Genomic DNA, 14,064 nt, shown 5'->3' on the forward strand with positions numbered 1-14,064 from the left:
CCCCCCCCCCCCCCCCCCCCCCCCCCCCCCCCGCGCTGTGTTTTTCCGGTCAGGAAATCGTGTAGGTGGTACGTTCCCCGGGGTTGTAGAGGTCCCTGGCCAGTTGCAGGATCTGGTCCCGATGATGGTCGAAGGTGGCGAGAAGGGCGGATTCTTCCGCGGCACCCTGGTGGCTCAGGCGCAGAAGGATTTCGTCAGTGACCTGAAAGGCCACTTCGCGCGCGTTGTCGTAGCCCCAGAAGCAAACGCAGTGCCGCGCCGCATCGTAGCTGCGGCTGGGATTGGGAAAATTCAGTGCCATTGCAGACTCCTGTCCGGTCACGGTACGCCGTGCGTGTTGGGCTTGCTGGCGCCAGCCGGTGCTGCCGCCCCCAGTATGCGCCTGTTTCCCGCAAGCTGGGCATGTGTCCCTGCGGCCTGCTGGAGCGCATGGCGCGTTCTTCGCGAAAGATATTTCCTTCGCCGGCGATTTAGCGCGTATGCTGGGATTGCCATTATCTCCAGGCAAGCCATTCAGGAGCCCATCATGGCCAAGAGTCAACTACGCAGCAGCCGCGAAGCCAAGAAACCCAAGCAACCGAAAAAGCCATCCGTGCCGGCCTCACCCTTCAGCACGGTCCAGTTTCGCGGGCACGATGAGGTCGCCAAGAAGAAGAAATGACTGAGACCGACAGTGCAGGGGTCGTCTGGTCCCTTGTGTTCCTGGCCGCGTTGGTCGGGGTCTACGGCTACATCATCCGGGTGGGCATCCACCACAAGCCGGTGTTCGGCATAGCGAAGCACTCGCTTCGGTACTGGTGGCACCGGCTGGTCCACGTGACCAAGTAAGCAACGCCGGCCAGTCAGGCCGGCGCGGGCAAGATTTGCGGTTTTGCCGCACAATACAGCCTGCGCGCCGCACAGGAGCACGCTGGATCGATCAGAGGCGAGGGCACTGACCTCGCCCGTCAGCGGGCGGCATTTTGTTGAACATCCTGCAATCCTGTACATGGCCGCCCCACATGCACATTCCGCCGCGGATCCCGTCCGCGGCGCAGACACTTCCGTTTCTTTCCGCGATAGCAATCCATCCGGCCGCCTGCCGCTGCTGGCGCTCGGGGTCGGCAGCTTCGGCATCGGCACCGGCGAATTCGTCATCATGGGCCTGCTGCCCGATGCCGCCAGCGACCTCGCCATCTCCATCCCGCAAGCCGGCCACCTGATCAGCGCCTATGCGCTGGGCGTGGTCATCGGCGCGCCGCTGCTGGCGGTGCTGGGCGCGCGCTGGCCGCGGCGCAACCTGCTGATCGCGCTGATGGCGGTGTTTGCCGCCGGCAATATCGCCAGCGCGCTGGCGCCATCCTATCTGTCGATGATGGTGGCGCGCCTGCTCACGGGTTTTCCGCATGGCACGTACTTTGGCGTGGCGGCGCTGGTGGCCGCCAGCCTGGTCCCGCGCGAACGGCGCGCGCAGGCGGTGGGGCTGGTGATGCTGGGCCTGACCACTGCCACGCTGGTGGGCGTGCCGATCGCCGCCACGGTCGGCACCTGGCTGGGCTGGCGCTCGGCCTTCGTGATTGTCGGTGCCCTCGGTGCACTGACGGCGCTGCTGGTGTGGCGGTGGGTCCCGTTCGTGCCGGCCGACCGGCGTGCCAGCCCGCTGCGCGAGCTGTCGGCGCTCAAGCGCAAGCAGGTCTGGCTGACGCTCGGTATCGGCGCGATCGGCTTCGGCGGCATGTTCTCGGTGTTCAGCTATATCAAGCCGACCATGCTCGAGCTGGCGCATATGCCGGCGGCGGGTATCCCGGTGGTGCTGGCCTTGTTCGGCATCGGCACGGTGGCGGGCAACCTTGCCGGCGCGAAGCTGGCCGACAAGGCATTGATGCCGACCATCGGCGGCGTGCTGGTGTGGGCGGCGCTGGTGCTGGGCGCCTTCGCCTTGACCGCGTCGCATCCCTGGCTGGCTGCCATCAATGTGCTGCTGGTGGGCACCACGGTGGCACTGGGCCCGGCCTTGCAGATCCGGCTGATGGATGTCTCCGGCGACGCGCAGACGCTGGCCGCGGCCCTCAACCACTCGGCCTTCAACATGGCCAACGCGCTCGGCGCGTGGCTGGGCGGGGTGACCATTGCCGCCGGCTACGGCTGGGAGTCCACCGGCTGGGTCGGCCTGCTGCTGGCGCTGGGCGGCCTGGTGGTCTATGCGTGGTCGATGCTGAGCATGGGCCGGCAGGGCGCGCCAGTCGCGGCGCAGGCGTGATGCAGGCGGACCTGGTGGGTGCGCGCACAGGTCTGCAAGGAACAAAAAAGGGGTGCCTCATCGGGCACCCCTTTTTCATCCGCGGTCCGCTGGCGGGACGGGCTTACTCTGCGTCCGCGACGCTGGCGCCGACCACGTTGAAGCCGCCGTCGACATAGGTGATCTCACCGGTCACGCCGCTGGCCAGGTCGGACAGCAGGAAGGCGGCCACGTTGCCGACTTCTTCGATGGTGACGTTGCGGCGCAGCGGCGCGGCCTGCTCGAAGTGGCCGAGCAGCTTGCCGAAGCCCTTGATGCCCGAGGCGGCCAGGGTCTTGATCGGGCCGGCGGAGATGCCGTTGGCGCGGATGCCACGCGGACCGACCGACGAGGCCAGGTAGCGCACGCTGGCTTCCAGCGAGGCCTTGGCCAGGCCCATGGTGTTGTAGTTGGGAACCACGCGCTCTGCGCCCAGGTAGGTCAGCGTCAGCAGCGAGGCCTTGTCCGATAGCAGCGGCAGCGCGGCCTTGGCCAGCGCCGGGAAGCTGTAGGCGGAGATGTCATGGGCGATGCGGAAACCTTCGCGCGACAGGCCTTCCAGGAAGTCGCCGGCGATCGCCTCGCGCGGCGCGAAGCCGATCGAGTGCACCAGGCCGTCGAACTTATCCCAGCGCTGGCCCAGCGCGGCGAAGGTCGCGGCGATCTGCTCGTCGCTGCCGACGTCGCATTCGAACACCAGGTCGCTGCCGAATTCCTTGGCAAAGTCGCTGATCCGGTCCTTGAACCGTTCGCCGACATAGGTGAAGGCCAGTTCGGCGCCTTCGCGTTTGCACGCCGATGCGATGCCATAGGCGATCGACCGGTTAGAGAGCAAGCCGGTGATCAGGATCCGCTTACCTGCCAGAAATCCCATAAGTTCTCCAAGGTGGTGTATCAGGCACGCTTCGTGCGTCCGCCGTGCGGCCGTGTGCGTGCCTTTGCTGTCTTGCGGTCGTTTTTATTGCGCCGCGCAGAGGGAATGTCCGGATGGCTGGCGCCACCCCGGACGCATGTAAAATTGTCTCATACTTGGCCCGGCCACAGAATGCCGGGCCCCACAGGTCATAGTGGAGGAATCCAACGGGATGCCTATTCAAGCACGTTGGCCGCTTCAGGCGGCATGGCAGTGCTTCCGGCGGGATGCGGTACTGCGCGGTTGGGTCGCAAGCGGGCTGGCGATGGCGCTGGCGGCGGGGGTCTCTCTCTTTTCCAATCCGGCGCTGGCGGCGCATGGCTTCGCGCTGCACGGGGACCTGAAGTACCAGGCGGATTTCCGGCATTTCGACTATGCCAATCCCAATGCACCCGCCGGCGGCACGCTGACACTCGCCAATCCGGACCGGCGCACCAGTTTCGACAAGTTCAATCCGTTCACGCTGAAGGGCACGTCGGCGCCCGGCCTGAACGCGCTGATGTTCGAGTCGCTGCTGATCAGCAGCGCCGACGAGAGCGCGAGCGCCTATGGCTTGCTCGCCGAGGATGTCACGGTGGCGCCGGACGAGCTGTCGGTCACGTTCACCATCCGGCCCCAGGCGCGCTTCTCCAATGGCGACCCGGTGCTGGCGTCGGATGTCAAATATTCTTATGACATGCTGATGAGCAAGGCCTCGAGTCCGGGCTATCGCAGCATGTGTACCGATGTGAAGGCGGTGATCGTCGCCGGCGAGCGCACAGTGCGCTTCGAATTCAAGCAGCGCAACCGCGAGCTGCCGCTGATCGTAGGCTCGCTGCCGGTGTTCTCGAAGAAATGGACGGCCAAGGTTCCGTTCGAGAAGCTGACCTTCGAGCCGCCGGTCACCAGTGGCCCCTACCTGATCGAGCGCTATGACGCCGGCCGCGGCATCATCTTCCAGCGCGACCCGAAGTACTGGGGCAAGGATCTCGCGGTGCGCCGCGGCACCTTCAATTTCGCGCGCGTGGCCTACCGCCTGTACAAGGACGAGACCGCCAAGCTCGAGGCATTCAAGGCAGGGGAGTTCGACGCCATCGTCGAATACAAGGCCAAGAACTGGGCCAAGAGCTACCAGGGCACCCGCTTTCGCAACGGCGAGCTGCTGAAGACCGAGTTCCCGCACCGCAACGGTGCAGGCATGCAGGGCTTCGTGATGAATATGCGCAAGCCGGTGTTCCAGGACGTGCGCGTGCGCCAGGCCCTGATCCTTGCGCTGGACTTCGAATGGCTGAACCGGCAGTTGTTCTACGGCGCCTACAGGCGGCTGGACAGCTGGTTCTCCAACAGCGAGCTGGCCGCCAGCGCCACCTTCGATGGCCGACCCAGCCCGGGCGAGCTGGCGTTGCTTGAGCCGCTGCGTGCGGAATTGCCGCCGGAGGTGTTCGGCCCGGACGTGGTCCAGCCCAGCACTGCGGCGCCGCGTTCGCTGCGCGACAACCTGCGCCAGGCACGGCGCCTGCTGGCCCAGGCCGGCTGGACCTATACGGATGGCGCGCTGCGCAACGCCAAGGGCGAGACGCTGGTGTTCGAGTTCCTCGACGACGGCGGCGCCATGAGCCGCGTCATCACCACCTATGTGCGCAACCTGGAGAAGCTTGGTATCCAGGTGAACCAGCGCACCACGGACTTTGCGCTGTACCAGAAGCGGCTGGAGGATTTCGACTTCGACATGGTGTCGATCCGCTTTCCCGACTCGCAAAGCCCCGGCAACGAGCTGCGCGACCGCTTTTCCAGCGAGGCGGCCGGCACGCCGGGCTCGGACAACCTGTTCGGGCTGAAGTCGCCCGTGGTCGACAAGCTGGTGGATAACGTCTTGCACGCCCATACCCGGCAGGAACTGGTCACCGCCGGGCGGGCGCTGGACCGGGTGCTGATGCATGGCTACTACATCGTGCCGAACTGGTACAGCGCATCGCACCGCGTGTCCTACCGCAAGACGCTGGCCTACCCGGAGCGCCTTCCCTATTACTACACGGCCGAAGGCTGGATCCTGAGCCAATGGTGGCGCACGGACCTGCAGCCGCAGGCACGCTGACGCGCCCGCCGCGAACAAGACAAGGAAGAGGACCGGCCGATGCTTGCCTACCTGCTCAAGCGCATTCTGCTGATGATCCCGACGTTGATCGGGGTCATCACGCTGACCTTCGTGGTGATCCAGTTCGTGCCGGGTGGCCCGGTCGAGCAGATGATGATGGAACTGAAAGGGCGGGGCGGTGCCGGCGAAGCCAGCGGCGGTGGCGCCGAATACCGCGGGCGGCGCGGCGTCGACCCCGAGAAGATCAAGGAGATCCAGGCCCTGTATGGCTTTGACAAACCGCCGCTGGAGCGCTACTTCCTGATGCTCAAGCGCTTTGCCCAGTTCGACCTGGGCCAGAGCTATTTCCAGCACCGCAGCGTGTGGGAGCTGGTCAAGTCCAAGCTGCCGGTGTCGGTCAGCCTGGGTTTGTGGACCTTCTTCCTGACCTACCTGATATCGGTGCCGCTGGGCATTTCCAAGGCCATCCGCGCGGGCAGCCGCTTTGACGTGGTGACCAGCATCATCGTGCTGGTGGGCTATGCCATCCCCGGCTTCGTGCTGGGCGTGCTGCTGCTGGTGCTGTTCGGCGGCGGCACCTTCGTGCAGTGGTTCCCGCTGCGCGGGCTGACCTCCGACAACTGGGAGCAGCTCTCGCTGATGGGCAAGGTGATGGACTACCTGTGGCACCTGGTGCTGCCGATCACGGCATCGGTGGTGGGCAGCTTCGCGGTGGTCACCATGCTGACCAAGAATGCCTTCCTTGAGGAAATCCGCAAGCAATACGTGCTGACCGCGCGCGCCAAGGGCCTGGGCGAGCGCCGCGTGCTGTGGAAGCACGTGTTCCGCAACGCGCTGATCCCGCTGGTGACGGGATTCCCGGCCGCGTTCATCGGCGCCTTCTTCACCGGCTCGCTGCTGATCGAGACGCTGTTCTCGCTCGACGGGCTGGGCCTGCTGTCTTATGAGGCGGTGCTGCGGCGCGACTATCCGGTGGTGCTGGGCACGCTCTACCTGTTCACGCTGATCGGGCTGGTCACGCGCCTGATCTCCGATGTCTGCTACGTGCTGGTGGACCCGCGCATCCATTTCGAGGGCTTGCACCGATGAAACTGTTCACGCACGCGGCCCCCAACGGGCTGCCGCATTCGCCTTCGCCGCGCCAGCGCGCCTGGCAGCGCTTTCGCCGCAACCGGCGCGGCTACTGGAGCCTGGTGATCTTCGTGGTCATCTTCGTGCTGAGCCTGGGCGCCGAGCTGCTGTCCAGCAACCGGCCGCTGGTGGTGCACTACAAGGGCGAATGGTATTTCCCCATCGTCAAGGTCTACCCGGAAACCACCTTCGACGGCGATTTCGCCACGCCCGCGGACTACCTCGATCCGTATATCCGCGACCGCATCACCACCAACGGCAACTTCGCGGTGTTCCCGCTGAACCATTATTCGTACGACTCGCTCAACTACTTTGCCAAGGAGCCCAACCCGGCGCCGCCGTCGGCAGAGAACTGGCTGGGCACCGACGACCGCGGCCGCGACATCCTGGCCCGGCTGCTGTATGGCTTCCGCGTGTCGGTGCTGTTCAGCCTGGCGCTGACCGTGATCGGGGTGCTGGTGGGCACGCTGACCGGGGCGCTGATGGGCTTCTTCGGCGGGCGCTTCGACCTGTTCTCGCAGCGTGCCATCGAGATCTGGAGCTCGATGCCGGAGCTGTACCTGCTGATCATCTTTGCCTCGATCTTCGAGCCCAGCCTGGCGCTGCTGATCATCCTGCTGTCGCTGTTCGGCTGGATGGGCCTGTCCGACTACGTGCGCGCCGAGTTCTACCGCAACCGCTCGCTCGACTACGTCAAGGCCGCGCGCGCGCTGGGCCTGTCCAACGTGCAGATCATGTGGCGCCATATCCTGCCCAACAGCCTGACCCCGGTGATCACCTTCCTGCCGTTCCGCATGAGCGCCGCGATCCTGGCGCTGACCAGCCTGGACTTCCTCGGCATGGGCGTGCCGCCGACCACGCCCAGCCTGGGCGAGCTGCTGGCGCAGGGCAAGGCCAACCTGGATGCGTGGTGGATTTCGCTGTCGACCTTCGCGGTGCTGGTGGTCACGCTGCTGCTGCTGACCTTCATGGGCGACGCGCTGCGCGATGCCTTCGATACCCGCCTGGGCCTGGCGGCGCTGCGCGGCCGGGTCGAACCCAAGATCCCGGCCGGCGCGCCGACCGGGGCGGCACCGGAGGCCACGCCATGACCGCGGTGTCTCCCGTGATCCAGCCGGCCGTGGCGCCGGCCGCGACGCCGGCGCCCGGTTCCACGCTGATGTGCGTCGACAAACTTTCCGTCACCTTCGGCCACGGCGAGCATGCCACCCGTGCCGTGCGTGAAGTCAGCTTCGACCTGCGCGCGGGCGAGCGCTACGCGCTGGTGGGCGAGTCGGGCTCGGGCAAGACCGTGACCGCGCTGGCGATGCTGCGGCTGGTGGAAGACGCCTACTACGACGGCGCGATCCGCTTCGAGGGCAAGAACCTGCTGGAGGTGTCGGACCGCGAGATGCGCGGCATCCGCGGCGCCGAGATCGCGATGATTTTCCAGGAGCCGATGACGGCGCTCAACCCGCTGTACACCATCGGCAACCAGATCGTCGAGACGCTGGCGCTGCACGAGGGCCTGGACCGCCGCGCCGCGCGCGAGCGCGCCATCGCGCTGCTGGAGCGCACCGGCATTAGCGACGCCGCGCACCGCTTCGACAGCTTCCCGCACCAGCTCTCGGGCGGCCAGCGCCAGCGCGCCATGATCGCCATGGCGCTGGCCTGCCGCCCCAAGCTGCTGCTCGCCGACGAGCCGACCACGGCGCTGGACGTGACCATCCGCGCCCAGATCATGGACCTGCTGCGTGACCTGCAGGCCGAGTTCGGCATGGCGGTGATGCTGATCACCCATGACCTCAACCTGGTGCGTTCCTTTGCCCAGCGCGTGGGCGTGATGGAGAAGGGCGTGCTGGTCGAGACCGGCGAGACCGCGCAGGTGTTTGCCGCCCCCCAGCACCCCTACACCCGCAAGCTGATCGACAGCCGCCCCAGGCGCGAGGTGCTGCCGCTGGTGCCGCTGGCGCCGGTGCTGCTGGAAGCGCGCAAGCTGAGCGTCAACTACGCGCGCAAGCGCCGCGGGCTGGCCGGCTGGTTCGGCAAGGACCAGTTTGCGGCGGTCAAGGACGTGGACTTCCAGCTGCGCGAGGGCGAGACCGTCGGCATCGTCGGCGAGTCCGGTTCGGGCAAGACCACGCTGGCGCATACCGTGCTGGCGCTGCAGCGCAAGAGCGGCGGCACCATCCATTTCCTCGGCCGCAGCTTCGACACCGCCACGCGCGACGATCGCCGCCAGTTGCGCGCGCGCATGCAGGTGGTGTTCCAGGACCCGTTCGGCTCGCTGGCGCCGCGCATGACCATCGAGCAGATCGTCGGCGAAGGCCTGGCGCTGCACCAGCCCGGGCTGTCGCACGAGGGCACGCGCCAGCGCGTGATCGAAGCCCTGCGCGAGGTCGGCCTGGACCGCACCGCGCTGGGCCGCTATCCGCATGAATTCTCGGGCGGGCAGCGGCAGCGCATCGCCATTGCCCGGGTGCTGATCCTCAAGCCGCAGATCCTGGTGCTGGACGAGCCCACCTCGGCGCTGGACGTGTCGATCCAGCAGCAGGTGCTGGCGCTGCTGTCCCAGCTGCAGCACAAGTACAACCTCACCTACCTGTTCATCAGCCATGACCTGGCGGTGATCCGGGCCATGGCGCATCGGGTTTTCGTGATGAAGGCAGGGGAGGTGGTCGAGGCCGGCGACACCGAAGCGGTGCTGGGCGCACCCCAGCACCCCTATACGCGCAAGCTGATGGCGGCGGCGCAGGTCGGCGCTGGCTGACCCGGAGGTGTGCGGCGCAGCAACGCCGCGGCCCCGCCTGGCTAGCATCCGGTTGTTCGGATCAATCCGATAAACAAGGTGCGAATTCCCGCCTATATCCTTGATTCGCCAGTCAAATCCGGCGAATTTGTAACGAACTTTGACATGTGAATGACAACCCTTTACCATCCCGCGAGAACTAGTTTTGGGGGTGGTCCGTCCGACGCATTGGATCGTGCATAGCACGTTTGCGGTGCAAGACAGGCCCGGAAAGCCTGGTGCGGATGTTGCATAGGGTTCACCCCGCAGGTTCACATGAATTTCTCGCGAAGTTCACGCGAATTTCACATATAACCAGCTGCCCCGGACTTGTGCCGGGGCTTGCTTTGGAACGATCAACGGGAGAACCAATGCAGCGATCGGTACTTCATTCCCTGGCGCGTGCCGCCGTCGGAATTGCCATTGTCTGCGGTGCGACTGTGTCGAATGGAGTGCTGGCGGATACGGTATTCAAGGATGCCGACGCCCGTATCGATGCCACGGCCCACGCCGCGGATTCGCATGCGGAAGGCAAGCGCGGCTTGCTGTCGTCGGTGGTGAATTCCACCAGCAACGTTGCCAGCAAGGCTGGCGACCTGGTCATGAATGCGCTGGGCCTGATTGGCGTGCGTTACCGCTTCGGCGGCAACAGCCCCGAATCCGGCCTGGACTGCAGCGGCTTCGTCCGCTACGTGTTCCAGGACACCTTCGGCTTCATGCTGCCGCGCCGCTCTGTCGAAATCAGCCGTGTCGGCACCACCGTGGCGGCCACCGACCTGCGTCCGGGCGACCTGGTGTTCTTCAACACCATGCGCCAGACCTTCTCGCACGTCGGCATCTATATCGGCGACAACAAGTTCGTGCATGCCCCGTCCACGGGCAGCAAGATCCGAGTCGACGACATGCGTGCGTCTTACTGGGTGACCCGCTACAACGGCGCCCGCCGCATCGAGGATGGCAAGGAGGGCGGCGCCGATGGCCTCGGCGACATGGTCGAGACGCTCAAGCGCTATGACCCCAAGGTTGTCCGCGCATCGATGTACGGCGGCTGAGTTTCCGGCGCGCTACAAGCAAAAAGGACTGCTGCGACAGTCCTTTTTTCTTTGGCGGGGCGTGCTCCCCGGGCTATTGCACTGCGACCGTTCCGGCCGGTGCCAGGCGGGCCTGTTCCAGCCGCTGCCGCAGCGTTGCCATCACCGCCGTGGTGGCCTGTTCGCCGGCCAGTATGGCTCGGTTGCGGGCGTTGAAGTCGCTGCCGCCCATATCGGGCAGCTCGGGGCGGATCACCACGTCGGCGCGCGCCAGTGCCATCTTGTTGATCGACTGGCCCATGATCGCGGTGGTCTGCAGCAGCACGCCGCTCTGGCCCGCGTTCTTCTGCGCCGACGGGTCGGCCGAGATGTTGACCGCGATGACAAAGTCCGCGCCCATGCCGCGCGCGGAATCCACCGGCACCGGCTCGACCAGGCCGCCGTCGACATAGTCGTGACCCTGGATCGACACCGGCTGGAACACCCCGGGCACGCTGCTCGACGCGCGCACGGCCTGGCCTGTGTTGCCGCGGCGGAACAGGATTTTCTCGCCGCTCTTGAGATCGGTGGCGACAATGCCCAGCGGCAGCTTCATGGCCTCGATGGTCCGGTTCTGCACCAGCCGGTTGATGTAGTTCTGCAGCGCCTCGCCCTTGAGCCAGCCGCCGAAGCGGGTGCCGAAGGGCAGGGCCCAGTCGGCGATGGCAGCCTCGTCCATGGTCAGCGCCAGCTTGTTCAGCTGGAAGCCATTCAGTCCGCTGGCGTAAAGCGCCGCCACGACCGCGCCGGCGCTGGTGCCGGTGACCAGGTCGGCATGGATGCCTTGCGCTTCGAGCGCCTTGATCACGCCGATATGGGCAAAGCCGCGCGCCGCGCCGCCGCCCAGCGCCAGGCCGATCTTGACGGGCCGCGGCGCGGGCGGGGTGGTGGCGAGCGGCGGCGCGGGACGCGGGCCGAACGAGCAGCCCGCCAGCAGGGCGGCCGCGGAGATACCGAGGAAATGACGTCGTTGCATGAAGCGAGATCAGTAGCCAGGTGGGACCGGCGGATACAGGGATGTGATGCGGGCGCTCCTCAATGGGGCTGGCATCGAATTGCCTGGATCAGCGGCATCACCTCAGACCGGCGCAAGCATAAATGATTCCGCACGGCGGTGGCACGCCGGGCGGGGCGAGGGATGCGCGTTGGTATAATGTAAGATCTGCACATACACCAGCCTGCGCGCCGCTGCGCGCGGGCTTTCTTGTTTTTGCCCCTGACCATGACCCAACGCGTCCGCACCCGCTTTGCGCCGAGCCCGACCGGTTTTATCCACCTCGGCAATATCCGCTCCGCGCTCTATCCCTGGGCCTTCGCCCGCCGCATGAAGGGCGACTTTATCCTGCGCATCGAAGACACCGACGTCGAGCGTTCGTCGCAGGAAGCGGTCGACGTGATTCTCGAGAGCATGGCCTGGCTGGAGATGGATATCGACGAAGGTCCGTTCTACCAGATGCAGCGCATGGACCGCTATCGTGAAGTGGTCGCGCAGATGGTTGAGTCCGGCCTGGCCTACCGCTGCTACATGAGCACCGAAGAGCTGGATGCCCTGCGCGAAGCCCAGCGCGAGCGCGGCGAGAAGCCGCGCTACAACGGCTTCTGGCGTCCCGAGCCGGGCAAGGTCCTGCCCGAGCCGCCGGCAGGGGTCGATCCGGTGATCCGCTTCAAGAATCCAATCGGCGGCAGCGTGGTGTGGGATGACGCGGTCAAGGGCCGCATCGAGATCTCCAACGACGAACTCGACGACCTGGTGATCGCGCGCCCGGACGGCACCCCCACGTACAACTTCTGCGTGGTGGTGGACGACCTCGATATGAAGATCACCCACGTGATTCGCGGCGACGACCACGTCAACAACACCCCGCGTCAGATCAACATCATCCGCGCGCTGGGCGGCACGCCGCCGGTCTACGCCCACCTGCCGACCGTGCTCAACGAGCAGGGCGAGAAGATGAGCAAGCGCCATGGCGCCATGGCCGTGACCGGCTACCGCGACGAGGGCTATCTGCCCGAAGCCGTGCTGAACTACCTGGCGCGCCTGGGCTGGGCCCACGGCGACGCCGAGATCTTCTCGCGCGAGCAGTTCGTTGAATGGTTCGACCTGGAGCACCTGGGCAAGTCGCCCGCCCAGTACAACCCCGAGAAGCTGGCCTGGCTGAACAACCACTACATCAAGGTCGGCGACAACCAGCGCCTGGCCACGCTGACGCAGCCGTTTATCGAGGCGCTCGGCGGCAAGGTGGAAGGGGCGGACCTGGCCGGCGTGGTGGCGCTGGTGAAGGACCGCGCCAATACGCTGAAGGAGGTCGCGCAGGCGGCGCTGCTGTTCTATCGCGGCGAGCCGCAGGCGGATGCCGCGCTCAAGGCCGAGCACCTGACCCCGGAAATCCAGCCCGCGCTGGCGGCGCTGGCCAACCAGCTGGCCGCGCTGCCGGAATGGAAGCGCGAAGCCATCAGCGCCACCTTCAAGGCCGTGCTGGCCGAGTTCGGCCTGAAGATGCCCAAGCTGGCCATGCCGGTGCGCCTGCTGGTGGCCGGCCAGCTGCAGACGCCAGGCATCGATGCGGTGCTGGAACTGTTCGGCCGCGACACGGTGCTGCGCCGCCTGGCGGCAGCTGCATAAAAAGTCGCAAAAAGTCCGCGCCGGGGGCTTGCGCTCCGGGCCGGACTTGCGCATAATCTCTTTCTCCTTGCGGCGCGGTCCCTGACCAAGCGGGCTGGCGGATCCGCAAGGATCTTCGCAATCTCCGAACTGATTTTTGAAGTGACGGGAAAGCGAAAAAAGCTGAAACGGGAGCTTGCAAAGATTAATAGTTGATATATAATCTTGGCTTCGCTTGAAACGGTAGTTAATTCAGGCGAAAACGCAGCAAGTTGCAGTAAAGAGCAGTACCATGGGGCTATAGCTCAGCTGGGAGAGCGCTTGCATGGCATGCAAGAGGTCAGCGGTTCGATCCCGCTTAGCTCCACCAAGATTTAGGTGTCATCCAGGTTGTTTAGGGTGGCGCCAGACGGAACGTGTTGAAAGACAAGTTTCTGTCCCCTTCGTCTAGAGGCCTAGGACATCACCCTTTCACGGTGAGTACAGGGGTTCGAATCCCCTAGGGGACGCCATAACAACAGGGCGTAATCAGACGCCCAGTCGACTGAAGCGAAGCTTCGGAAGACGCCGACTAAGGAGTGGTAGTTCAGTCGGTTAGAATACCGGCCTGTCACGCCGGGGGTCGCGGGTTCGAGTCCCGTCCACTCCGCCAAAACTGAACCCGCATGGTTTGCGCCATGCGGGTTTTTCTTTGGGTGAGGCATTATGTCGTTAATCGCCGCAAACGCAATAAAAAATGTTGCATTCGTTGCGAAATTCGCTATATAATCCTGTCTTCGCTGCAAATGCTGCGGTAAGCGGCAGGCAGCGAAGGTGGTTCCAGCAGTAACCGTCCAGCAGTATCGGATACGGGGCTATAGCTCAGCTGGGAGAGCGCTTGCATGGCATGCAAGAGGTCAGCGGTTCGATCCCGCTTAGCTCCACCAGAATTTGGGATGCGTCTGAAAAGAAGCTTCCCAGCCGCGAAAAAGCCTGCTATGATGGCGGACTTTCCAGCGCAAGACAGAAGCGTTGTAAAACAAGTTTCTGTCCCCTTCGTCTAGAGGCCTAGGACATCACCCTTTCACGGTGAGTACAGGGGTTCGAATCCCCTAGGGGACGCCATAACAACAGGGCGTAATCAGACGCCCAGTCGACTGAAGCGAAGCTTCGGAAGACGCCGACTAAGGAGTGGTAGTTCAGTCGGTTAGAATACCGGCCTGTCACGCCGGGGGTCGCGGGTTCGAGTCCCGTCCACTCCGCCAAATTAG

General features: G+C 65.2%; 12 protein-coding genes and 6 tRNA genes. 15 read left to right on the forward strand and 3 right to left on the reverse strand.

What is annotated here, in order from left to right:
• Positions 1–49: 49 nt before the first annotated feature.
• Entirely contained in the window at positions 50–301 is a 252-nt protein-coding gene (locus AC3WRI_RS09715) for a DUF1488 family protein (RefSeq protein ID WP_010814281.1), read from the reverse strand.
• Positions 302–526: 225 nt separating this feature from the next.
• Between AC3WRI_RS09715 and AC3WRI_RS09720 the strand changes: the two genes are divergently transcribed.
• From AC3WRI_RS09720 to AC3WRI_RS09730, 3 genes are all read left to right on the forward strand, one after another.
• A complete protein-coding gene (locus AC3WRI_RS09720; RefSeq protein ID WP_013957262.1) occupies positions 527–661 on the forward strand; it encodes a hypothetical protein in 135 nt (44 codons plus the stop codon).
• Entirely contained in the window at positions 658–828 is a 171-nt protein-coding gene (locus AC3WRI_RS09725; protein ID WP_010814280.1) for a hypothetical protein, read from the forward strand. The genes AC3WRI_RS09720 and AC3WRI_RS09725 overlap by 4 nt, the downstream gene beginning before the upstream one ends.
• A 160-nt stretch (positions 829–988) precedes the next feature.
• Positions 989–2,239 (forward strand): MFS transporter, encoded by a 1,251-nt coding sequence (locus AC3WRI_RS09730; RefSeq protein ID WP_010814279.1) that lies wholly within the window; start codon positions 989–991, stop codon positions 2,237–2,239.
• A 103-nt stretch (positions 2,240–2,342) separates the two neighbouring features.
• Here the strand turns inward: AC3WRI_RS09730 and fabI are convergent, their stop codons facing one another.
• Positions 2,343–3,131: an enoyl-ACP reductase FabI gene (gene fabI, locus AC3WRI_RS09735; RefSeq protein ID WP_010814278.1), complete on the reverse strand. Its 789-nt coding sequence runs from the start codon at positions 3,129–3,131 to the stop codon at positions 2,343–2,345.
• A gap of 211 nt (positions 3,132–3,342) precedes the next feature.
• On the opposite strand from fabI, the gene AC3WRI_RS09740 reads away from it, so the two are divergent.
• From AC3WRI_RS09740 to AC3WRI_RS09760, 5 genes are all read left to right on the forward strand, one after another.
• Positions 3,343–5,244, forward strand: a complete 1,902-nt coding sequence (locus AC3WRI_RS09740; protein ID WP_011615643.1) for an extracellular solute-binding protein — start codon at positions 3,343–3,345, stop codon at positions 5,242–5,244.
• 39 nt (positions 5,245–5,283) lie between these two features.
• Positions 5,284–6,333, forward strand: coding sequence for a microcin C ABC transporter permease YejB (locus AC3WRI_RS09745; protein WP_010814276.1), 1,050 nt, complete (start codon positions 5,284–5,286; stop codon positions 6,331–6,333).
• Positions 6,330–7,466, forward strand: coding sequence for an ABC transporter permease (locus AC3WRI_RS09750; RefSeq protein ID WP_010814275.1), 1,137 nt, complete (start codon positions 6,330–6,332; stop codon positions 7,464–7,466). Before AC3WRI_RS09745 ends, AC3WRI_RS09750 begins: the two co-directional genes overlap by 4 nt.
• Positions 7,463–9,124 carry an ABC transporter ATP-binding protein gene (locus AC3WRI_RS09755; RefSeq protein ID WP_011615642.1) on the forward strand — a complete coding sequence of 554 codons (1,662 nt, stop codon included), beginning with the start codon at positions 7,463–7,465 and terminating at the stop codon, positions 9,122–9,124. Before AC3WRI_RS09750 ends, AC3WRI_RS09755 begins: the two co-directional genes overlap by 4 nt.
• Before the next feature lie 389 nt (positions 9,125–9,513).
• Complete coding sequence (locus AC3WRI_RS09760) at positions 9,514–10,194, forward strand: C40 family peptidase (protein ID WP_010814273.1); 681 nt, start codon at positions 9,514–9,516, stop codon at positions 10,192–10,194.
• A 73-nt stretch (positions 10,195–10,267) separates the two neighbouring features.
• On the opposite strand, the gene AC3WRI_RS09765 is transcribed toward AC3WRI_RS09760, so the two are convergent.
• Positions 10,268–11,188, reverse strand: coding sequence for a patatin-like phospholipase family protein (locus AC3WRI_RS09765; protein WP_058697198.1), 921 nt, complete (start codon positions 11,186–11,188; stop codon positions 10,268–10,270).
• Positions 11,189–11,434: 246 nt separating this feature from the next.
• Here AC3WRI_RS09765 and gltX point away from each other — a divergent pair, with 246 nt between their 5' ends.
• From gltX to AC3WRI_RS09800, 7 genes are all read left to right on the forward strand, one after another.
• Positions 11,435–12,835, forward strand: a complete 1,401-nt coding sequence (gltX, locus tag AC3WRI_RS09770; RefSeq protein WP_011615640.1) for a glutamate--tRNA ligase — start codon at positions 11,435–11,437, stop codon at positions 12,833–12,835.
• A gap of 273 nt (positions 12,836–13,108) precedes the next feature.
• A tRNA-Ala gene (locus AC3WRI_RS09775) sits at positions 13,109–13,184 on the forward strand.
• A 66-nt stretch (positions 13,185–13,250) separates the two neighbouring features.
• Positions 13,251–13,326 (forward strand) — tRNA-Glu (locus AC3WRI_RS09780).
• A gap of 63 nt (positions 13,327–13,389) precedes the next feature.
• Positions 13,390–13,466, forward strand: a tRNA-Asp gene (locus tag AC3WRI_RS09785).
• Between the two features lie 198 nt (positions 13,467–13,664).
• Positions 13,665–13,740: transfer RNA gene (locus tag AC3WRI_RS09790), tRNA-Ala, on the forward strand.
• A 102-nt stretch (positions 13,741–13,842) separates the two neighbouring features.
• Positions 13,843–13,918, forward strand: a tRNA-Glu gene (locus tag AC3WRI_RS09795).
• 63 nt (positions 13,919–13,981) lie between these two features.
• Positions 13,982–14,058: transfer RNA gene (locus AC3WRI_RS09800), tRNA-Asp, on the forward strand.
• Positions 14,059–14,064: the final 6 nt, after the last annotated feature.

It is taken from the genome of Cupriavidus sp. FW305-27 (assembly GCF_058787995.1).

Excerpts from the sequence above, each read along its gene's own strand:
- AC3WRI_RS09715 (WP_010814281.1), bottom strand. The coding sequence starts at position 301 with ATGGCACTGAATTTTCCCAATCCCAGCCGCAGCTACGATGCGGCGCGG.
- AC3WRI_RS09720 (WP_013957262.1), top strand. The coding sequence starts at position 527 with ATGGCCAAGAGTCAACTACGCAGCAGCCGCGAAGCCAAGAAACCCAAG.
- AC3WRI_RS09725 (WP_010814280.1), top strand. The coding sequence starts at position 658 with ATGACTGAGACCGACAGTGCAGGGGTCGTCTGGTCCCTTGTGTTCCTG.
- AC3WRI_RS09730 (WP_010814279.1), top strand. The coding sequence starts at position 989 with ATGGCCGCCCCACATGCACATTCCGCCGCGGATCCCGTCCGCGGCGCA.
- fabI (WP_010814278.1), bottom strand. The coding sequence starts at position 3,131 with ATGGGATTTCTGGCAGGTAAGCGGATCCTGATCACCGGCTTGCTCTCT.
- AC3WRI_RS09740 (WP_011615643.1), top strand. The coding sequence starts at position 3,343 with ATGCCTATTCAAGCACGTTGGCCGCTTCAGGCGGCATGGCAGTGCTTC.
- AC3WRI_RS09745 (WP_010814276.1), top strand. The coding sequence starts at position 5,284 with ATGCTTGCCTACCTGCTCAAGCGCATTCTGCTGATGATCCCGACGTTG.
- AC3WRI_RS09750 (WP_010814275.1), top strand. The coding sequence starts at position 6,330 with ATGAAACTGTTCACGCACGCGGCCCCCAACGGGCTGCCGCATTCGCCT.
- AC3WRI_RS09755 (WP_011615642.1), top strand. The coding sequence starts at position 7,463 with ATGACCGCGGTGTCTCCCGTGATCCAGCCGGCCGTGGCGCCGGCCGCG.
- AC3WRI_RS09760 (WP_010814273.1), top strand. The coding sequence starts at position 9,514 with ATGCAGCGATCGGTACTTCATTCCCTGGCGCGTGCCGCCGTCGGAATT.
- AC3WRI_RS09765 (WP_058697198.1), bottom strand. The coding sequence starts at position 11,188 with ATGCAACGACGTCATTTCCTCGGTATCTCCGCGGCCGCCCTGCTGGCG.
- gltX (WP_011615640.1), top strand. The coding sequence starts at position 11,435 with ATGACCCAACGCGTCCGCACCCGCTTTGCGCCGAGCCCGACCGGTTTT.